At 73.2% G+C, this 19,812-nt stretch carries 20 protein-coding genes and 1 pseudogene; all 21 read right to left on the bottom strand.

Annotated elements, in window-relative coordinates; translation table 11 throughout:
- Nucleotides 1-10: 10 nt before the first annotated feature.
- Nucleotides 11-724, bottom strand: coding sequence for a zinc ribbon domain-containing protein (locus NFR49_RS01255; protein WP_251157887.1), 714 nt, complete (start codon nt 722-724; stop codon nt 11-13).
- 43 nt (nt 725-767) lie between these two features.
- Nucleotides 768-1,562 (bottom strand): Nif3-like dinuclear metal center hexameric protein, encoded by a 795-nt coding sequence (locus tag NFR49_RS01250; RefSeq protein WP_251157886.1) that lies wholly within the window; start codon nt 1,560-1,562, stop codon nt 768-770.
- A gap of 29 nt (nt 1,563-1,591) precedes the next feature.
- Nucleotides 1,592-2,644 (bottom strand): annotated as a pseudogene (gene mnmA, locus NFR49_RS01245) (tRNA 2-thiouridine(34) synthase MnmA); the annotation flags it as partial.
- A gap of 118 nt (nt 2,645-2,762) precedes the next feature.
- A complete protein-coding gene (locus NFR49_RS01240; protein ID WP_251157884.1) occupies nt 2,763-3,929 on the bottom strand; it encodes a cysteine desulfurase family protein in 1,167 nt (388 codons plus the stop codon).
- Between the two features lies 1 nt (nt 3,930).
- On the bottom strand, nt 3,931-4,611 hold the full coding sequence (gene rpe, locus NFR49_RS01235; protein ID WP_251157883.1) for a ribulose-phosphate 3-epimerase: 681 nt from the start codon (nt 4,609-4,611) through the stop codon (nt 3,931-3,933).
- A 20-nt stretch (nt 4,612-4,631) separates the two neighbouring features.
- Complete coding sequence (locus NFR49_RS01230; RefSeq protein ID WP_251157882.1) at nt 4,632-5,666, bottom strand: NAD(P)H-dependent glycerol-3-phosphate dehydrogenase; 1,035 nt, start codon at nt 5,664-5,666, stop codon at nt 4,632-4,634.
- A gap of 1 nt (nt 5,667) precedes the next feature.
- The gene (gene plsY / locus NFR49_RS01225; protein WP_251157881.1) at nt 5,668-6,621 is read right to left on the bottom strand and encodes a glycerol-3-phosphate 1-O-acyltransferase PlsY; all 954 of its coding nucleotides are present in this window, start codon (nt 6,619-6,621) and stop codon (nt 5,668-5,670) included.
- A 5-nt stretch (nt 6,622-6,626) separates the two neighbouring features.
- The gene (gene der / locus NFR49_RS01220) at nt 6,627-7,949 is read right to left on the bottom strand and encodes a ribosome biogenesis GTPase Der (RefSeq protein ID WP_135977571.1); all 1,323 of its coding nucleotides are present in this window, start codon (nt 7,947-7,949) and stop codon (nt 6,627-6,629) included.
- Nucleotides 7,950-7,994: 45 nt separating this feature from the next.
- Nucleotides 7,995-9,383, bottom strand: coding sequence for a DUF512 domain-containing protein (locus NFR49_RS01215; RefSeq protein WP_251157880.1), 1,389 nt, complete (start codon nt 9,381-9,383; stop codon nt 7,995-7,997).
- Nucleotides 9,380-10,234, bottom strand: coding sequence for a 4-hydroxy-3-methylbut-2-enyl diphosphate reductase (gene ispH / locus NFR49_RS01210; RefSeq protein ID WP_135977572.1), 855 nt, complete (start codon nt 10,232-10,234; stop codon nt 9,380-9,382). The genes NFR49_RS01215 and ispH overlap by 4 nt, the downstream gene beginning before the upstream one ends.
- A 2-nt stretch (nt 10,235-10,236) precedes the next feature.
- Nucleotides 10,237-11,838 carry a (d)CMP kinase gene (gene cmk / locus NFR49_RS01205; protein WP_251157879.1) on the bottom strand — a complete coding sequence of 534 codons (1,602 nt, stop codon included), beginning with the start codon at nt 11,836-11,838 and terminating at the stop codon, nt 10,237-10,239.
- A complete protein-coding gene (locus NFR49_RS01200) occupies nt 11,835-12,485 on the bottom strand; it encodes a histidine phosphatase family protein (RefSeq protein ID WP_251157878.1) in 651 nt (216 codons plus the stop codon). The genes cmk and NFR49_RS01200 overlap by 4 nt, the downstream gene beginning before the upstream one ends.
- Nucleotides 12,482-13,312 (bottom strand): pseudouridine synthase, encoded by an 831-nt coding sequence (locus NFR49_RS01195; RefSeq protein ID WP_251157877.1) that lies wholly within the window; start codon nt 13,310-13,312, stop codon nt 12,482-12,484. The genes NFR49_RS01200 and NFR49_RS01195 overlap by 4 nt, the downstream gene beginning before the upstream one ends.
- On the bottom strand, nt 13,299-14,045 hold the full coding sequence (scpB, locus tag NFR49_RS01190) for an SMC-Scp complex subunit ScpB (protein ID WP_251157876.1): 747 nt from the start codon (nt 14,043-14,045) through the stop codon (nt 13,299-13,301). Before scpB ends, NFR49_RS01195 begins: the two co-directional genes overlap by 14 nt.
- The gene (locus NFR49_RS01185; RefSeq protein WP_204407474.1) at nt 14,042-14,848 is read right to left on the bottom strand and encodes a segregation and condensation protein A; all 807 of its coding nucleotides are present in this window, start codon (nt 14,846-14,848) and stop codon (nt 14,042-14,044) included. Before NFR49_RS01185 ends, scpB begins: the two co-directional genes overlap by 4 nt.
- Nucleotides 14,849-15,538, bottom strand: coding sequence for a site-2 protease family protein (locus NFR49_RS01180; RefSeq protein WP_251157875.1), 690 nt, complete (start codon nt 15,536-15,538; stop codon nt 14,849-14,851).
- A gap of 10 nt (nt 15,539-15,548) precedes the next feature.
- Nucleotides 15,549-15,839 (bottom strand): hypothetical protein, encoded by a 291-nt coding sequence (locus NFR49_RS01175; protein WP_251157874.1) that lies wholly within the window; start codon nt 15,837-15,839, stop codon nt 15,549-15,551.
- A complete protein-coding gene (locus NFR49_RS01170; protein ID WP_251157873.1) occupies nt 15,832-17,859 on the bottom strand; it encodes an ABC-F family ATP-binding cassette domain-containing protein in 2,028 nt (675 codons plus the stop codon). The genes NFR49_RS01175 and NFR49_RS01170 overlap by 8 nt, the downstream gene beginning before the upstream one ends.
- 11 nt (nt 17,860-17,870) lie before the next feature.
- Nucleotides 17,871-18,245, bottom strand: a complete 375-nt coding sequence (locus tag NFR49_RS01165) for a VOC family protein (RefSeq protein ID WP_251157872.1) — start codon at nt 18,243-18,245, stop codon at nt 17,871-17,873.
- 196 nt (nt 18,246-18,441) lie between these two features.
- Complete coding sequence (locus tag NFR49_RS01160) at nt 18,442-19,119, bottom strand: thiamine diphosphokinase (protein WP_251157871.1); 678 nt, start codon at nt 19,117-19,119, stop codon at nt 18,442-18,444.
- Nucleotides 19,119-19,787: an HAD family hydrolase gene (locus tag NFR49_RS01155; protein WP_251157870.1), complete on the bottom strand. Its 669-nt coding sequence runs from the start codon at nt 19,785-19,787 to the stop codon at nt 19,119-19,121. Before NFR49_RS01155 ends, NFR49_RS01160 begins: the two co-directional genes overlap by 1 nt.
- Between the last annotated feature and the right edge of the window lie 25 nt (nt 19,788-19,812).

The following is a 19,812-nucleotide window of genomic DNA, read 5'->3' as shown; positions in this document are numbered from 1 at the left end:
ACCTCGCGGGTCAGGAGAAGTCGGTGATCAGGATGCGGTGGCAGTAGGGGCACTCGTCCACCGGCTGGGCGCGGCGTTTGAGGTCGGAGTACTGCGAGGGCTGCAGCGTCACGCGGCAGGCCGAGGGCTTGTTGCCGTCCAGGGTCTCCACGGCCACGGTGCCGAAGCGCTTGCGCGCCTTGATGTAGCGCAGCTGCAGCTCGGGCGGCAGCGAGCCGGCGAGCGACTCGCGCTCGCGGCTCAGGGCCTCCTGGCGGTCGCGCAGGGCGAGCAGGGCCTCCTTGGCGGAGGCGGCGAGCGACGCGGTCTCGGTGTCCAGGCGCGCCTGGAGGCCGCGGGCGTTCTTCTCGGCGCGCTCGGCGGTGATGAGGCGCTCGGTCACGGAGTCGGACTCGAAGTCGATGCGCTCGAGCTTCTTGGCGATCGTGGTGAGGCGCGCCTCGAGGTCGGCCGCGGCGCGGTAGTCGGAGGCGCCGTCCTGTGAGGCCGAGATCTCGTCGAGCTGGCGCTCGCAGTCCCGGCGCCGGTGCCCGAGGTCGTTGAGCTCGATCTCGAGGTCCTTGCGCTGGCCCACGATCTTGGTGAGCTCGCCGTCCACCTTCTTGCGGGCGGCCTTGGCGGCATCGATCTTGGCCCGCTGGGGCAGCTCCCTGCCCTCCTTGGAGATGCGGAGGAGCTCGAGGTCGATCTCTTGGAGTCGTCGCAGGGCGTCGGCGTCGGTCATGGGCAGTCCCCTCGGATTCTCGGCCCCGGGCGCGGGGCGGCGTTCATCGGCCTATGGAACGTGGGTCGAGGCAGATGCGCCAGTGTGCCTGCTCCGCCAGGGTCACCACGGGCACCGAGTCCTGGCGCTCGGCGACACTGGCTGCCAGCAGGCGGGCGTAGGGCAGCTCCGACACGTCGTGCCCCAACAGTATAACCGCGCACCCGGCCTCCACGGCGGCCAGCGCCCGATGGTAGCCGAGCTCGCCCGTGACCACGGCCTGGCAGCCCTGGGCCACGGCGGCCTCCCAGAGGTCGCCGAGGGACCCAGAGCAGAACCCCACCCTGGCGCAGGGGGCGTCCGGGTCGCCGTAGAGCGTGGGCGGGCAGCCGTAGGCCTCGCCGAAGCGCTCGGCGAGCGCCGCCGCCGTGAGGCCATCGCCGTCGAGGACGGCGCCGAAGCCGTCGGGCTCCTCCAGCCGGCCGACCACGTGCAGGTTGGTGAGGCGCGTGGGCACCGCCAGCGCGGCCGCGGAACGGTCGAGGTTCGTGTGCATGGCGATGAGCGAGACGCCCAGGCGCGCAGCCTCCCACACGAGGCTGCCGCCGAGCGACGACGTGGCGACGGACGGCGTGACGGTGCCGGGGGCCTCGAGGAAGGCCGGGTGGTGGGTCACGAGGACGTTGCAGCCCTGCGCCGCGGCGCGGGCCACGGTGTCGGGCAGCGGGTCGAGCGCGCAGGCCACGCCGGTGACCTCGGCGGAGGGGTCGCCCACGGAGAGGCCCACGCGGTCCCAGGGCTCGGCGAGGTCGCGGGGGAAGGCGCTGAAGAGCATGGCCTCGATGTCGGAAACGAGCATGGTGCCTCCTTCGGCGGGTTGGCGGAGGGTCAGGCTATGGTACCCCCGGCGACCACGGTGTCGCCGTCGTAGACGGCGCAGGTCTGGCCCGGGGCCGCGAGGGTGCCGGGGCCGGCGAGCCCAACGAGGGCCTCGCCGGGGGCGGTGACGGTGACGGTCGCCGGCTCCGGGCGGCCGCGGTGGTGGGTCTGCACGAGGAGGTCGCGCCCCCGGTACCACGCCGGGTCGTGGCCGAGGACGACCCCGGTGAGCGGGAACGACGTTCTGAGCGGGCGCACGCCCGTGCCCACGCGGACCTGGCGGGTGGCCGGGTCCACGGACGAGACGAACCACGGGCCGCCGCCGGTGCGGATGTTCAGCCCCTTGCGCTGGCCCACGGTGAACCCGGCGATGCCGCCGTGGCGGCCGAGCACGCGCCCCTCCTCGTCCACGATGTCTCCGGGCTCGAAGGCGTCGGGGCGCCGCCCCCGGAGGAACGCGCGGTAGTCGCCGCCGGGGGCGAAGCACACGCCCATGGAGTCGGGGGCGTCGGCGGCGGGCAGGGAGGCGGCGCGGGCCTCCGCCCTGACCTCGGACTTCGTGGCGGCCGAGAGGGGCGCCAGGAGCCGGGCCACCTGTGCCTGGGACAGCTCGCAGAGGTAGTAGCTCTGGTCCTTGGAGCGGTCCTCTGCCCGGGCCACGCGGGTGACGCCGTCGTCGCCCGCCACGAGCCTGACGTAGTGGCCCGTGGCCACCCGGTCGCAACCGAGGGAGTCGGCGAGGTCGAGGAGGGCGGCCACCTTCACGGAGCGGTTGCAGGCCACGCAGGGGCTCGGCGTGAGCCCCGCGGCGTAGGCCTCGGCGAAGGGGGCGCACACCCGCCGCTCGAAGGCGTCGGAGACGTCCACGGCGCGGTGCTCCACGCCGAGCGAGGCGCAGAGGGCCCGGGCGCGGTCCATGGCGTCGTCGGACGGCACGGGGACGCCCCCGCGCGCCATGACGAGCGTCGCGGCCACGACCTCGTGGCCCTGGACCAGGAGCCGGGCCACCGTGGCGGAGGAGTCCACCCCTCCCGACAGGCCCACGAGAACCCTCACGGCACCACCCCTTCGAACGGGCGCGGCCCGACGGGGCGCCGCGCGACGACCGGCCCACCCGCGGAACCTTCCGCGGGTGCCAAGGGGTCCGGAGCCGCCCGCCCCCGGACCCGTGCCCCCTACCCTAGCGCCAGCGCGCGACGACGGCCAGGAGCTCGTCGCAGAAGGCGTCGAGGTCGGCCGGGTCCACGCGCTCGTCGAACGAGACGCGCAGCGACCCCAGGGCGAGGTCGCGCGGGATGCCCATGGCCGTGAGCACGTGGCTCGGGTCGAGGGAGCCGGAGCTGCAGGCGGAGCCGGCCGACACCTCGAAGCCCGCGGCGTCGAGGGCGAGGATGAGGGTCTCGGACTCAACGCCCTCCACCACCACCGACACGATGCCGGGCAGGCGGTCGTCCCCCACCTCGGCGCCGGCCGTGGGCCTGATGCCCGTGCCCGGCGCGCAGAGGCGCCCGTAGACCCCCCGGGCGAGGGCGGCCACCGCGGGGCGCACCTCGGGGATGGCGCCCACGCAGAGCTCGGAGGCCGCGGCGAGGGCCACGGCGCCGGCGACGTCGGGGGTCCCGGGACGCCGCCCCCCCTCCTGGCCGCCGCCGAACTCCTGGTTGCGGTAGGGCGCCCCGCCGCGCACGGCCAGGGCCGCGGTGCCCTGGGGGGCGCCGATCTTGTGGCCGGCGATCGAGACGCCGTCCACGGAGGAGAGCCCGAGCGGGATGCGGCCGAACGCCTGGATGGCGTCCACGAACACGAGGGCGCCCGCGGCCTTGGCGGCCTCGGCGACGGCAGGCACGGGCTGCACGACGCCCGTCTCGTTGTTGGCGGCCATGAGGCACACGAGGGCCACGTCGTCGCCCAGGAGCGGGGCCACGCGGTCGGGGCCCACGGCGCCCGAGGCGTCGGGCGAGGCCACGTCCACGGAGAAGCCCCGGGCCTTGAGGGGCGAGGCGAGGTCGATGACGGAGTCGTGCTCCACGGCGCTCAGCACCACGCGGCGCCGCCCGGGGTCGCGCTCGCGGGCCCCCTCGGCGAGGCCGACGACCCCGAGGTTGTTGGCCTCGGTGCCGCCCCCGCAGAACGAGACGTCCATGGGGCGGAACCCGCACCCCAGGCACGCGGCCACGGTGCGCCGCGCCCCCTCGAGGGCGGCCTGGGCCTGGCGGCCGAGGGTGTGGAGCGAGCTCGGGTTGGCGCATGCCCAGGGCTCGGCCTCGTAGGCGGAGCGGGCGGCCACGGCCTCGGGCCGGAGGGGCGCCGAGGCCGCGTAGTCGAGGTAGACGAATCGACGGTCCATGTCAGGCGCGCCCCGTCCTGCCGAGGTGGCCGGCGCGGCGCAGGCGGTCGACCGCCGCGGCGCGGTCGGGCCTCCCGAACACGGAGCTGCCGGCCACGAGCACGTCGGCGCCGGCGGCCACGATGTCGGCGGCGTTGACGTCGCCCACGCCGCCGTCCACCTCCACGAGCGGCGCCGCGCCCACCCGCTCGCAGAGCCTGCGGAGGTCGCGGAGCTTGCCGAGGGTGGACGGGATGAACGACTGCCCGCCGAAGCCCGGGTCGACGCTCATGACCAGCACCATGTCGAGCTCGCCGAGGAGCGCCTCGAGGGCGCCCACGGGCGTGCCGGGGTTGAGGGCCACGGCGGCCTTGGCGCCGGCGGCGTGGATCTGGGACACGATGCGGTGCGGGTGCCGCGCCGCCTCCATGTGGAAGCTCACGACGTCGGCGCCGGCGTCGAGGTAGAGGCCCACGCACTCGTCGGGGTTGGTGACCATGAGGTGGACGTCGGCCACGAGGTCGCCCTGGCGCCTCACCGCGGCCACCATGGCGGGACCGAACGTGAGGTTGGGCACGTAGTGGCCGTCCATGACGTCGATGTGGGCCCAGTCGGCCGTCCCGATGGCCTCGAGCTCGGAGCGGAGGTCGAGCAGGTCGGCCGAGAGCAGCGACGGGGCGATGAGGACGGGTGCGTCTTCCATGGGTACTCCTCGGCGGTTCGTCATCGGGCGTCGCCTCCCAGTCCGTAGAACTCGTCGTAGGGCATGCGGTCGAGCAGCCGGCGCATCTCGCCCTGGAGGGGAGCGTGGTCGTAGAGCACGGCGTGGACGGCGGCCACGATGGGGGCGTCCACGCCGAACCTCCCGGCCAGCTCGTGGGCGGAGCGGGCAGCGGCGGCGCCCTCCACCACCATGCGGGTGCGGGCCTGGTACTCGTCCAGGGTCTCCCCCGCCACGAGGGCGGCGCCGAACGTGCGGTTGCGGGAGTGGGGCGACATGCAGGTGGTGGCGAGGTCGCCCATGCCGGCGAGGCCCATGCAGGTCATGGGCTCGGCGCCCATGGCGCAGGCCAGGCGGCCGATCTCGGCCAGGCCGCGGGTCATGAGCACGGCGCTCGTGTTGTCGCCGAGCTCGAGGCCGCGGGCGATGCCGCAGGCGATGGCCACCACGTTCTTCACGGCGCCGCAGACCTCCACGCCCACCATGTCGGACGACACGTAGGCCCTGAAGGAGGGGGCGATGAACAGCGAGCGGAAGAGGTCGGCCACGGCGTCGGAGGCGGCGGCCACCACGGCCGCGGCCGGCTTGCCCTGGCAGATCTCCTCGGCGTGGGTGGGGCCCGAGAGGCACGCCATCCGGCCCGGCCCGCCGCAGACGTCGGACACCACCTGGGTCATGAGCATCATGGTCCCGGGCTCGATGCCCTTGGTGAGCACGCACACCGGGACGTCGTCGCCCAGGAGCGGCGCGAGCCTCTCGGCGGTGGGGCGCATGAAGGCGGAGGGGACCACGACGACCACGGCGTCGGCGCCGTCCAGCGCCTCCCCCATGGAGGAGGTGGCGCGCACGTTGGCCGGCAGCTCGTAGGAGGGGAGGTAGAGCGGGTTGCGGTGCCCCTCGGTGATGCCGCGGGCGACCTCGTCCTCGAGGGCCCAGCCGCAGACCTCGCCGGCGTTCCGGGCGAGGAGCCCGGCCGCGGCCGTGCCCCATGAGCCCATGCCCACGACGGCGACCTTGCCGCACACGGTGCCAGCCATGTCACTCACCCTTTCCGGTCTCGTCCTCGATGTGTCGGGTCACGGCCTCCTCGTCGCCGAAGAACAGGCCGGTGCCCGGCGCGGGGACCCGGGAGGCGTCCCGCTCGGCAGCCTCCTCGGCGGCCTCCTGCACCCGCTCGACGGACTCGACGCGCTCCCCGGCGTCCACGCCGGCGTCCTCGGCCACCTCCGCGCGCTCGGCGCGCTGCAGGCGCGAGGGGGCGCCGTCGGTGCCGGAGACGGAGACGTCGGCGCGGGCCACGGCCTCGGAGGCCACGGCCTCGGAGGGGGCGTCGCCGGTCCTCATGGAGAAGGTCGACTCGTCGCCGGAGCGCATCTTGGCGATGTTCTGGCGGTGCGCCCAGACCACGACCACGGCGACGACGACGAACGGCAGCTCGAAGGCCCAGGAGGAGGGCTGGTAGAGGAAGAACGCGAGGAACGGCAGGGCCACGGCGGCGGCCACGGACCCCAGGCTCACGACCTTGGACGGCACGGTGCAGAGCGCCCACACCACGAGCAGGCCGAGGGCGATGGGCCACGAGATGCCGAGGGCCGCGCCGAACCCCACGGCGATGCCCTTGCCGCCGCGGAAGCGCAGGTACGGCGAGAAGACATGGCCGCAGACGGCGGCCAGGAACAGGCAGGCGCCGGTCCAGGACCACGCGCCCATGGGCAGCGCCTGGGAGACGTCGCCGCCGAAGCAGAAGAACGCCAGCACCCACGTGCCGAGGAACGTGCACACGAAGCCCTTGGCCACGTCGCAGGCCAGCGTGAGGGCGGCGGCCTTGGGGCCGACCTCGCGCGCCACGTTGGTGGTGCCGATGTTGCCGGAGCCCTTGGTGCGGACGTCGACGCCGTCCGCGTCGCCGAAGATCAGGCCGAAGGGGATCCCGCAGATGCAGTAGGTGGCGAGCATCAGCAGGAGCAGGACGAGCGTTACGGAGGTGCCCATGGCGGTCACGAGTCCTTTCTACGGAAGCGGAGGCGCACCGGGGTGCCCTCCAGGTCGAAGTTCTCCCGGAGCCGGTTCTCGAGGTAACGGCGGAAGTTGTCGTCGACCACCTCGGGGTAGTTGCAGAAGAACGCGAAGACGGGGGGCCTCGACCCCGTCTGGGTGCCGTACATGATGCGCAGGCGCTTGCGGTCGCGCGACACGGTGTGGCCGGTCTCGCGCAGGCGCTGCAGCAGGTCGTTCAGGGCCGACGTGGGCACCTGGCGCGAGCGGTTCTCGCAGACCTGCGCCACGAGGGCCCAGATCTTGTCGACGGAGCGGCCGGTGAGGGCGGAGATGCGCAGCCGGGGCGCCCAGGGGGCGAAGTCCAGGCGGCGGTCCACCGACATGACGCACTCCTCGCGCTTGCGGTCGGTGTCGGCGAGGTCCCACTTGTTGAGCAGCACCACGAGGGCGCAGCCGCGCTCGATGGCGAGGCCGGCGATCTTCTGGTCCTGCTCGGTCATGCCCTCGGAGGAGTCGACCACGAGGAGGCAGACGTCGGCCTCGTCGATGGCACGCAGGCCGCGGACCATGGAGTAGTACTCGATGTCCTCGTGGACCACGGAGCGCTTGCGCATGCCGGCGGTGTCGACGATGCGGAAGGGCACGCCGTCGCGCTCCACCACGATGTCCACGGCGTCGCGCGTGGTGCCGGCGACGTCGCTCACGATGGAGCGGGTGCGGCCGGCGATGCGGTTGACGAGCGACGACTTGCCCACGTTGGGGCGGCCGATGATGGCGATGTTGACGGTGCCCTCGGGGTAGACGTCGTCGTGGGCCACCTCCTCGGGAAAGGAGCCCACGAGGTCGTCGAGCAGGTCGCCCGTGCCGGTGCCGTGGAGCGCCGAGAGGGCGCGGGGCTCGTCGAGGCCCAGGGAGTAGAAGTCCCAGAGCGCCGCCTCGTTGGTGGGGTCGTCCACCTTGTTGACGCAGAGGAAGACGGGCTTGTCGCTGCGGCGCAGGATGCGCGCCACGGCCTCGTCCTCCTCGGTGGCGCCGGTGCGGCCGTCCACCACGAACACGATGGCGTCGGCCTCCTCCACGGCGGCGAGGGCCTGCTCGCGGATGCGGCCGGAGAAGGCGTCGTCGGTGCGGCCGGTCTCGATGCCTCCGGTGTCGACGAGCACGAACTCCACGCCGTTCCAGTCGGCCTCGTGGTACGAGCGGTCGCGCGTGACGCCGCGCGACTCGTGGACGATGGCGTCGCGGCCCTGGGCGATGCGGTTTACCAGGGTGGACTTGCCCACGTTGGGGCGGCCCACGACGGCGACGATGGGTTTGGGCATGGATCACTCCTCGGCAGTTCCGACACAACCCCTTGATTATGCTTGTTACCCGTTCAGCAGGTGCCCGTAAACGCCGTCCACGAGGCTCTCCGGCAGCGTCTCGATGAAAAAGGCATCCCCGCCGCGCTCGGCGAGGGCCGCGACGACGTCCGCGGCGGCCATGCCGTCGAGGGTCACGGAGTCGAAGTTGAGCATGAGGTCGGGCAGCACCACCACGGTGCGCGACAGGTCGGCCGGCAGCTGGGCGAGGAGGTCCTCGGCCACGATGAGGCCGGTGACGTTGACGTCGCCGCCGAAGTAGTCGTTGCGCACGGCGAAGGCCTCGGCCCGGGGCGCCCAGCCGACCCCCTCGAGGAAGCCGCGGTACACGCCCTCGGCGGCCTCGCCGCACACGAGCAGGAGCCTGAGGTCGTCACGCTCCAGGGCGCCGGCGACCGCGGCCGCCCTCCCGGGCAGCTCCGCCACCACGCGGGAGGTGTCGTCGATGAAGCTCCTGAGCATGCCGATGCCGTCGTAGAACTGCGGGTAGCCGTCGTAGTCCTCGGCGGGCGGCGGGTCCAGGCGGGCGGCCACGTAGAACTCGTCCGAGAGCTGGAACCGCGTGATGCCCAGGGTGGCGCGGGCGCGCCCCTGGTAGGGCGCCACGGCCTCCACCACGGCGCGGGCGGCCTCGGGGTCGTCGGAGTAGCTCCTCGTGAAGGGCGAGTTCTTGGTGTAGCCCATGGGCACGATGGCGAGCGAGGTGACGGCCGGGTGCGCCTCCACGTAGTCGAGGGTGCGGAGCAGCTCCTCGCCGTCGTTGAGGCCCGGGCAGAGCACCACCTGGGCGTGGACCTCGATGCCCTCGTCGCACAGGCGCTCGAGCACCTCGAGGCCCCGGGCCTCATTGCGGCCCATCATGGCCCGCCGGGCCTCGTGGGACACGGCGTGGATGCTCACGTTCATGGGCGAGAGGCGGTACGAGACGATGCGCTCCAGGTCGTCGTCGCCCACGTTGGTGAGCGTCACGAAGTTCCCCTGGAGGAAGCTCAGGCGGTAGTCGTCGTCGCGCAGGTAGAGCGAGTCGCGCATGCCCTCGGGCAGCATGGCCATGAAGCAGAAGACGCAGGCGTTGCGGCAGGTGCGGATGCCGTCGAACAGCACGTCGGAGAAGGCGAGGCCCCAGTCCTGGCCGGGCCCGCGCTCGAGGGTGCAGGCGCAGGCCTCCTCGGAGCCGTCCTCCCCCACCACGGCGACGTCGAGGTCCACGGAGGCGCCGTCGGCCTCCCAGCGCCAGGTGATGATGTCGTCCAGGGGCACGCCGTTCACGGCGTCCACACGCATGCCCGGCTCGAGCCCGGCCTCCCACGCGGGGCTCCCCTCCTCCACGGAGGCCACCCAGGCGCCGAGCACCGGGAGCTCCTGGCGGCCGTAGTCGGCCCGCTGCTCGCTCACCGGCCCTCGCCCACCATGGCCTCAAGGGCCTCCACGACCTCGTGGATCTGCGTCGCGGGCGTGGAGGCGCCGGCGGTGACGCCCACGGTGTCCGCGCCGGCGAGGAACGCGGGGTCCAGCTCGGAGGCGGACTCCACGTGGCACGTGGGCACGCGGCCGGCGCAGATCTCTGCCAGGCGCGTGGTGTTGGCGGAGTTCTTGCCGCCGATGACCACCATGGCGTCCACGGAGTCGGCCAGGCGCGCGGCCGCCTCCTGGCGCTCGCGGGTGGCCTCGCAGATGGTGTTGTGCACGCGCACCTCGCCGAACCTCGCGAGGAGCTCGGAGACCACCTCGTCGAGGAGGCCCTTCTCCGTGGTGGTCTGCACCACCACGCCCACCCGCCTGGCGTCGGGCAGGGCCCGGGCGTCCGCCGCGGACCCCACCACGTGGGCGCCAGGGGCGTGGCCGAGGATGCCCTCGACCTCGGGATGGCCGGCCTGGCCCACCACGACCACCTCGTAGCCCTCGGCGGCCAGGCGCTGCGCCGCGCGGTGCACCTTCTTGACGTAGGGGCAGGTGGCGTCCACGACCTCGAGCCCGGCCGCCGCGGCCTCGTCGGCCACCTCGGGCACGACGCCGTGGCTGCGGAGCACGAGGCGGTCGCCCGCCGGGAGCCCCCGGATGGCCCCGTCGTCCACGGCGTCGGCGCCGCGCTCCTCGAGGGAGGCCACCACCTGCGGGTTGTGGATGAGCGGTCCCATGGTGTGCACGGGGGTGCCGCCGGCCGAGAGGACGCCGTCCACGAGGGAGAGGGCGCGCTCCACGCCGAAGCACGCCCCGGCGCGGTCGGCCACGACGATGGTGGCCACGGCTACCACTCCCCCGGGTGCTCGCGGCGGAGCTCGGCGCGGAGCTCCCAGACGCGGTCCATGGCGCGCCGCTCCATGGCGTCGAGCTGCTCGCGACGCCCCTTGACGCCGAGGGCGCCGAACCTCAGGGGGCGGCCCACCTTGAAGAAGACGCGGTGGGGCCGGGGCAGGCGCTTGCCCTCGGGGGTGACGTCCCTGGCCCCCACCACGGCCATGGGGGTGACGTCGGTCTTGGCCATGCGGGCGATGAGGGCGAAGCCCCCGTGGATGTCGGCGGTGCCGTCGTCGTCGCGGATGCGGGTGCCCTCGGGGTAGATGAGCACGGACTCGCCGCGCTGGATGGCGCGCTTGGCCCGGCGCACGGCCTTGAGGTCGGCCGTGCCGCGGTCCACGGGGATGCCGCCCACCCGGGTGAAGACCCACCGGGTGAGGTCGTTCCCGTTGAACTCCTTCTTGAACACCGGGCGGATGCGCAGGCCGTGGCGCCAGAACATGACCACGCAGATCACCGGCTCCACCATGGAGACGTGGTTCATGACCACGACGGTGCCCTTGTCGCGGCGCCCGAGCTCCTCCATGAGGGGCTCGGCGTCCTCGAAGCGCCAGGGCCAGTACAGGCGCGTGAAGCCGTACACGACGGCGCACGCCGCCGAGTAGACCATGCGGCTGGGCAGGGGAAACTCGGCCATGCCGTGGTCGTAGTAGTCGTCCCACGTGTTGTGGAAGGGCCGCATGGGGGCGTCCCCGCCCGCGGCCTTGGAGGCCTTGGCCGACTTGGCGGCCTTCCCGGCCCCCTCCCCCGCCTCGGAAGCGGGAGCGGGCTCAGGCGCGGGCACGGCCTCGGCCTTGGGGGCCTCCTCGGGGGCGTCCTTCGGCGCGGCTTTCGGCGCGGCCTTGGCGGCCGCCCGCTCCCGGGCGCCGTCCACGAGGGAGGCCACGGCGTCCACGACCTCGTCGGCTGTCATGGAGGTGGAGTCCAGGCGCACGGCGTCGTCGGCGCAGCGGAGCGCGCCCACGGCGTGGGCCTCGTCACCGGCGTCGCGGGCCAGGATGTCGCGGTAGATGCGCTCGTAGAGGGCCTGGTCGCGGACCTCGGCGCCGGGGGTTCGGGGGTCGGTGCCCTCGCGCTCCATGGTGCGGCGGCGGGCCCGGGCCGCGGCGTCGGCGGAGAGGAACACCTTCACGTCGGCGTCGGGGAAGACCACGGTGCCCATGTCGCGGCCCTCGGCCACCACGTCGCCGGCGGCGCCCACGGCGCGCTGCTGGGCCACCATGGCCTCGCGCACGGCGGGGACGCCCGAGACGGCGCTCACGTTGGAGTCCACCTCGGCCGTACGGATGGCGGAGGTGACGTCGCGGCCGTCGAGGAGCACCGTGGGCGCGCCGCCGGGCTCGGCGGCCGGGCCGAAGGCGATGGTGACCGAGCGGGCCAGGGCACCGAGGGCGCAGGCGTCGGAGGGGTCCACGCCCCGTTCGAGGGCCGCCAGGGTCACGCAGCGGTACATGGCGCCGGTGTCCAGGTAGGTGAGCCCCTCGCGGCGGCCCAAGGCCCTCGCCACGGTGGACTTGCCGGACCCCGCGGGGCCGTCGATGACCACGATCATTGATTCTCCTCCTTCTCCAGGGCGGTGCGCGCCCTGCCTCGGGCCGCCACCTCCTCGGGCGTGAGCCCCATGGCACTGACCATAAGCCTGGACGAGCCGTCGCCGACGAAGATCTGCGACGAGACGTTGCCTATGGCCATATCCCAGAATCTGTCCACTTCCATACCGTAGGCGGCGCCGAGGAGGGCCCTCGTCATGCCGCCGTGGGTGACGCAGGCCACGCGCCCCCCGAAGCCGCGGGCGTCCTCGAGGAAGTCCGCGGCCCGTCCCATGAGGTGCTCGAACGACTCGGCGCCCGGCGCGGGGCGCGAGCGCCCGTCCGGGCCCACGGGCCAGGGGAACGCGAGGCCGCGCTCCCGGCCCTCGGCCGCCGTGAGCCCCTCGAGCGCGCCGAAGTCTATCTCGACGAGGCGCTCCTCCACCTCGGGCTCGATCCCGAGGCAGAGCGCCGCCCCGAAGGCGATGGAGCGGCAGCGCACGAGCGGCGACGTCAGGATGCGGTCGGGGCGCCAGTCCACGAGGGCCCGCACGGCCCGGGCGCACTGCAGGGCGCCGCGGTCGGACAGCTCGACGTTGCGCCGGCCCGAGAAGAGGTGGGCGGTGTTGCCCAGGGTCTCGGGGTGGCGCATGAACAGGACCTCGCTCACGGGCGCCCACCCCTCCCCCTGCGGCGTGCGGCGGCCTCGGCCTTCACCCCGTCGAGCTCCCGGGCCTCCACGCTCGTGAGGGGGCGCCAGGCGCCCTCGGCGAGCCCTCCCAGGCGCACGGGGCCGAAGCCGTCCCGGTGCAGCCGCACCACCGGGTGGCCGATGGCCTGGAGCATGCGCTTGACCTGGTGCTTGCGGCCCTCGTGGATGGTGAGGGCCACGACCGACATGCCCTCGGGCACCCCGTGGGGCGCCACGGCCGCCACGCGCGAGGAGCGCGGCGAGAGCACGTGGCCGCGGGCGGGCGCGCAGGGGCCGTCGTCGAGCTCGATGCCGTCGTGGAGCGGCTCCAGCTCGCGGGGGCGCACGACGCCCTCCACGAGAGCCACGTAGTCCTTGGACTTCTCGGCGGACGGGTGGGCAAGCGCCTGGCCGAGGTCGCCGTCGGTGGTGAAGAGGAGCAGCCCCGTGGTGTCGCCGTCGAGGCGCCCCACCGGGAAGAGCCCGGGGTGCTCGGCCACGGGCACGAGCTCGGCCACACAGGGGCGGCCCCGGGGGTCGCGCATGGTGGTGAGGTAGCCCGCCGGCTTGTTGAGCACGATGGTGAAGGGGCCGTCCCCGAGGGAGACCGGCCGGCCGTCCACGCGCACCTCGTCCACGGCGGGGTCCACCTTGCTGCCGAGCTCGGTGACCGTCACGCCGTTCACCGTCACGCGGCCGGCGGTCATGAGGTCCTCGGAGCCGCGGCGGCTGGCCACGCCGGCCCGGGCGAGGAACTTCTGGAGCCGCATGGGCACCACGGCAGGCGCGCCCTCACTCGTCGTCATCGTCGTCCACCTCCAGGAGGCCCGGGTCGATGTCGTCCAACACGTCGCCCTGGACCTCGACCTGCCCCGTCACGACCTCCTCGTCCAGCTCCGCGCCGACCTGCCCCGCGCCGTCCAGGCCCTCGCCGTCGTCGGCCGGGGCCGGGGCCGCGCGGCCTCCCAGGCGCTCGATGATGAACCGGCGCGAGGCCTCGTCGGGGGCGAAATCCTCCAGGGGCGGCAGCGCCTTGATGGACGAGAGGCCGAACCTCTCGAGGAACGCCGTGGTGGTGCCGTAGAGCACGGCGTGGCCGCGGTCCTTGTCGCGCCCGGCCTCGCGCACGAGGCCCTTGTCGATGAGGGAGGCGATGACGCCCTCGGAGTTCACCCCGCGCACGGCCTTGACGCCCTCGCGGCTCACGGGCTGGTGGTAGGCGATGACGGCGAGGGTCTCGAGGGCGGCCTGGGAGAGCTTGCGGGTGTCCCAGGAGGCCACGAGGCGCTCCACCTGGTCGTGGTAGGCCGGGTGCGTGAACAGCCGCCAGCCGCCGGCCACCTGCCTGAGCTGGATACCGCGGTTGGCGTCCTGGTACTCGGCGGAGAGGTCCGCGAGCGCCTCCACCGCCTCACCCGGCGCGATGCCGAGCACCTTGGCCACGGTGGTGGCGGGCAGCGGATCGGAGGACACGAGCAGCAGCGCCTCTATGCAGCCCTTCTGGGAGTCGGCCGGCAGGCGGTCGAGGGTCTCGTTCATAGGTCGTCCTCCATGTCCTGGATGTCGGTGGGCTCGTAGGGCCCCGAGCCCTCCACGCAGGCGACGTCGATGTCGCCGAAGAGCTCCCTCTGGGAGAGCCGCACCATGCCGCGCTTGAAGAGCTCGAGGATGGCGAGGAAGGTCACCACCACGGTCTCGGGGTCGCGGGAGCCGTCGAGGAGCTCCGAGAAGGTGGCGAACCCGCGGGAGCGCACCACGCGGTCCACGCTCGCGGCCGTGAGGGCCACGGGGAGCCGCTTGGGCGCCACGTGCTCCGCCTCGAGGAGGAACCCCTGGCGGCGCGACTCGCAGTCGGCGCAGATGACGGCCAGCCCGCGCAGGGTGACGCCCTTGAGGAAGTCGGGCATGACGCCCAGGAACTCCGGGTCGGGGCCGGCCGTGCGCGGGTGCATGCGCGACTCCGCCTCCATGCGGGCCCCGAGCGCCGCGCCGGCGTTGCGGAACTGCTTGTAGGCCATGAGCCGGGCCACGAGGACGTCGCGGGCCTCGTCCGGGGAGAGGTCGAGCAGGTCGTCCTCGTCCTCCTCGTCGCCGCGGGGCCGGCCGGCGCCGTCCTCGGGGACGAGGGAGGCGGCCTTGATGTCGAGCAGCGTGGACGCCACGAGGACGAAGTCGCTCGCCACGTCGAGGTCCATCTCGCCCATGCGCTCGACCTCGGCCAGGTACTGGTCGGCCACCTCGGCGACGCTGATGGCGCCGATGTCCACCTTCTGGCGGCTCACGAGCGACAGCAGCAGGTCGAAGGGGCCCGAGAACGAGCCGGTCTGCACCCGGAACGACACCTACAGGCCACCTCCCCAGAGCATGACGTCGTAGAGGCTGCCGGCGGTGACGTCGAAGTACGCGCCGAGCGGGTTCACGTGCAGGAAGTCGGGCAGCAGGTAGAGCACGACGATGAGCACGGGCATGGCGTAGCGCTGCACCTGGTAGTAGGCGTCGAGGGCGCGGCCCTTGAGGAAGAAGCCGATGACGTGGGAGCCGTCGAGCGGCGGCAGCGGGATGAGGTTGAAGAAGCAGAGCACGAGGTTGACCCACACGTAGTCGGCCAGCACCTGCACGAGCACCGGCGCCTGGAGGGGCGCCATGGGCCAGAGGGCCACGACGGCGCGGAAGACGAGCGCGCCCACGGCGGCCTGCACGAGGTTGGAGGCGGGGCCGGAGAGGGCCACGAGCACCTCGTCGCGGCGCCGGTGGCGCAGGCGCCACGGGTTGTAGGGCACCGGCTTGGCGTAGCCGAAGACCGGCCCGCCGAGGAGCACCATGACGAGCGGGAGCACCACCGAGCCGAAGGGGTCGAGGTGCCTGAGGGGGTTGAGGGAGAGGCGCCCCTCGTCCTTGGCCGTGGCATCGCCGCAGAGGTAGGCCGTGTAGCCGTGGGCCACCTCGTGGAGCGTGGCGGCCCACATGACAATGGCCACGGTGATGGCGGCGTCGAGGAGGTAGGACAGGACGCCGGCGCCGGTGAGATACATGGCCCTCCCCTCAGCGGACGGCCGACGAGGCCCGCATGAGGCCCCAGTCGAGGACGAACAGGAAGACGGCCACCAGGAAGAAGTCGCCGCGGAAGGCACCGCCGAGCGGCGTGGGGATCACGAGCAGCCCGGAGACCGCCGTGGGCACGAAGTCGTTGAGCCCCATGACGATGGAGACGAGGCCGAGGTTGGTGGCCGTGCCCAGGCAGAGGACCACCACCAGCGCGGAGAGCACGATGGCGGCGGCGCGGCAGAGGTAGGCGAGCGCCCGGAAGGCGCGGGAGGCGGCGGCGCTAGCCATCGACCTCGGCCTCCTCGATGAGCGTGGAGAGCTCCAGCCACTCCTCCTCCAGGGAGGAGATCCTGGCCTTGAGGTCGTTGTACTCCTTCATGGCCTCCTCGAAGCGCGCGGCGTCGGCGTAGAGCTCCTCCGACGCCATGAGCTCCATGAGCTCGTCGTAGCGCCTGTGGGCGGGGTCGAGCTCCCTCTCCACCTGGCGCAGGCGCTTCTTGGAGCCGGAGAGGCGCCTGTTGCGGGCGTTGCGGGCCTCGGCCTCGGCGCGGCGCTGCTCCTTGGTCTTGACGTTGCGCCCGGCGGGCTTGGGCGCCTCCTCGGCCGCCCGCTGCGGCGCCTTGGCCTTCTGGCCGATGGCCACGACGTTGCGCGAGCCGGCCGACGCGGAGGCGGCCTCGGCGTCGGCCCGGGAGGCGAGCTCGGCGCGCTTGAACAGGAAGTAGTCGTAGTCGCCGTCGTAGACCGTGACGGTGCCGTCGCGGACGTCCACGACCTTGTTGGCCACGGCGCGCACGAGGTGCTCGTCGTGGCTGATGAGCACGATGGTGCCGTCGAACTCCTTGAGGGCCTGCTCGAGCACGTCCACGGAGTCGATGTCCAGGTGGTTGGTGGGCTCGTCGAGGCAGAGGAGCGGGTCGGGCGACACGAGCATCTTGGCGAGCGCCAGGCGCGCCCGCTCGCCGCCGGAGAGCATGGAGACACGCTTCTCGACGTCGTCGCCGTGGAACAGGAAGGCGCCCAGGAGCTGGCGCTCCTGGGACGTGGTCCAGCCGGGGGCAGCGGCGTCCATCTCCTGCATGACGGTGTTGGCGGCCGTGAGCTCCTCGAGCTGGTGCTGGGCGTAGTAGGCGAGCTCGACGTTCTTGCCGAGGGAGACCGAGCCGGCGTCCGGCTGCAGGTGCCCGCAGATGAGCTTCATGAGCGTGGACTTGCCGGCGCCGTTGGGGCCCACGAGGGCCACGTGGTCGCCGCGGTAGAGTGTGAGGTCGGCGTCCTCGTAGACCACGTTGTCGTCGAAGGCCTTGCGCACGTGGTCCACCTTGACGACCTCGTCGCCAGTGCGCGGCGGCTCAGGAAAGCGGAAGTGCACCTTCTTGGACTGCTCGGGGAGCACCACGAGCTCGCTCTTGATCTTCTCGATGCGGGCCATGCGCTCCTGGGCCGCCTTGGCCTTGGTGGGCTTGTAGCGGAACTTGTCCACGAAGACCTGCATGTGGGCGATCTCGCGCTCCTGGGCGGCGCGCTTGGCGCGGAGCTGCTCGAGGTTGGCCTCGCGCTGGCGCAGGTAGTCCGAGTAGTTGCCGGTGTAGGTGCGCAGGGAGCGGTTCTCGAGGGCGGCCACGTGGTCCACGCAGGCGTCCATGAAGGAACGGTCGTGGGAGACGATGAGGACGACGCCGTCGTAGCTGGACAGGAAGCCCTCGAACCACTGGACGCTCTCGAGGTCGAGGTGGTTGGTGGGCTCGTCGAGAAGCAGGACGTCGGGGTGGCGCAGCAGCAGCTTGGCGAGGCTGATGCGCATCTGCCAGCCGCCGGAGAACTCGAAGGCCGGCTTGTCGAGGTCCTCCACGGGGAACCCCAGGCCGCACAGGATCTGGCGGGCGCGGCTCTCGAGCTCGTAGCCGCCGGCGGCCTCGAAGCGGTCGCGGGCGCGGCCGTACTCCTCCATGGCGGCGTCGAGGGCGTCGGGGTCCTTCTCGGTGGCCATGACCTGCTCGAGCTCGGAGATGCGCTCGCCCAGGTGCGCGATCTCGGTCGCGGAGGCCATGACCTCCTCGAGGGCCGAGCCGTCGCCGGCGAGCTCCGCCTCCTGCTCGAGGTAGCCCACGGTGGCGCCCCGGGCGAGGGTCACGGAGCCCTCGTCGGGCGACTCGAGGCCCATGACGATCTTGAGCAGCGTGGTCTTGCCGGCGCCGTTGGGGCCCACGAGGGCCCACGACTCGCCGGCGTTGAGCTGGATGGTGGCGCCCGAGTAGAGGACCTGGGGGCCGAAGGACTTTGCGACCTTGTCGATGAGGAGGATCACGGGGCTTGTTCCTAGTCTTGCGTGAGGTGGATGGCGAAGCCCGCGACGGGCTCCTTGAAGTAGACGAGCTTGGTGGAGCCGTCGGGCAGCAGGGCGCGGGAGGACTCGTCGACCTCGAAGCCGCGGGCGGCGAACCAGGCCTCGGCGGCGGGGATGTCGTCCACGTGGAAGCCGATGTGCCCGTGCTCGCCGCGGCCGCAGCCGCGCATGGTCTCCACGAGCGTGCCGCTGAACAGCGACACGGGGGTGTCGGTGCGGGGCAGGCCCATGAGGCGGGAGAAGGCCTCCGCGATGGAGGCGGCCTCGGCGTCGTCGGCGGCGTTGACACCCACGTGGGCGATGCGCAGGCCGAAGAGCTCTACGGGGTCCTCGCTGGGTCGTTCCATCGGTTTGTCCCTTCACCGTGTGCAGGCAGTACCGTCAAGTATATGCCAGCGCCCGGCGGGGCTGTCACCCCCGGCCGGAAACGCGGCGCGACCGTGCAGGGGACGCGCACAATCGCGGTTTGTCCTCATCGACCCGTCGAGGATGCGGGGGATCCGGACCTCCCCTCGGTCGGCGTCGCCCGAGCGAGGCGCCGGCTCAGCCCTCGAACAGGAGCACGAGGCAGCAGCCCGCGTGGCACTCCACCTCTCCCCCGCTGGCGGCCTCCACCACGTTGGAGACGCCGAGGTCGTCCAGGGCGTCGAGCCACCGGTGGTCCAGCGGCCAGTGGAGGCCGCGCTCGGAGATGCAGGTGCCGTCCGCGAGGGGCACCGCGGAGACCGTGCGGCCCCGGCCCTCCACGCGCACGGAGCGCATGCCCTCCGGCGAGAGGACCCAGCCCCGCCAGCCGTCACCCACGAGGGCCACCGGGCGCCCGCTGTGCCGCCGCACCACGCCCAGGACGCCCAGGCCGTGGTCGACGCGGCCGCCGGTGGCGCAGAGCAGGGTGAACGCGGGGACCGTCCCGCGGGCGGCCGCGACGGCCTCCCCCAGGGCGAACGCGGCCTCCAGGTCGGTCATGTCCTTCTCGCACGGGAGGGCCACGCGCTCCGGCACCGCCGAGGCGACCCACGCGAGCACGTCGGGCCCCGCGGAGTCGCCGTCGCCCACGAAGGCGTCCGGCACCACCCCGGCGTCGCGGCACCACGCGGCGCCGCGGTCGGCCGCCACGACGTAGTCGGCCCCGGCGCAGCATGCGGCCAGCAGCCCGCGGGAGCAGGGCTCGGGCGAGCCGGCCACCACGGCCACCGAGAATGACACGTCGCCAGGACCCACTAGAGCGCCTCCAGCACCTCTTGGAGGGTGACGCCGCGCCAGCCCTCGGGGAGCGCCACGTCGGCCACGGCCTCCATGTCGCCGAGCCCGTGGCGGCTCGTGGGCCAGGTGAGGCCGAGCGTGGGGAAACCCGCCCCGTGGGCCACGGTCACGGCGTGGAGGGAGTCGTCCACCACGAGCACCTGCGAGGGGTCGAGCCCCAAGTCGGCGGCCGCCGCGAGCCACATGCCGGGCTCGCTCTTGCTCGGGTAGCCCATGGACACGGAGTAGATCCGGTCGAAGAAGCCGCGGAGCCCGTTGGCCCCAAGGCCGCACTCGACCTCGGGGAGCTCGGAGCAGCTGGCCACGGCCATGGGCAGGCCGGCCCCGCGCACCTGCTCCAGGAAGTCCCGGGCGCCGGGTATGGCCGGGACGTCGTTGGCGTAGTGCCAGTGGGCCCGCTCCATGACCTCGGCCTTGATCCGGGCCGGGTCCACGTCCAGGCCGTTCTCCCTCACGAACATGGCCAGGCCCTCGTCGGCCCCCATGGTCTCGGCGCGGGCCTGGTGGGCCCGGGCGGCCTCCTCGCCGGCGTAGGCGGAGAGGACCTCGGGCAGCACCGAGCGCCACATCCCCATGGAGTCGAGCAGTGTGTCGTCGCAGTCGAAGACTATGGCCTTGATGTCCACGGAAACCTCCCTTTTCAAGCGGTCC

The sequence above is a fragment of the Caniella muris genome (assembly GCF_943193035.1).
GTDB classification, from domain to species: domain Bacteria; phylum Actinomycetota; class Coriobacteriia; order Coriobacteriales; family Atopobiaceae; genus Granulimonas; species Granulimonas faecalis.
This window is presented reverse-complemented; position numbering and strand designations above follow the sequence as displayed.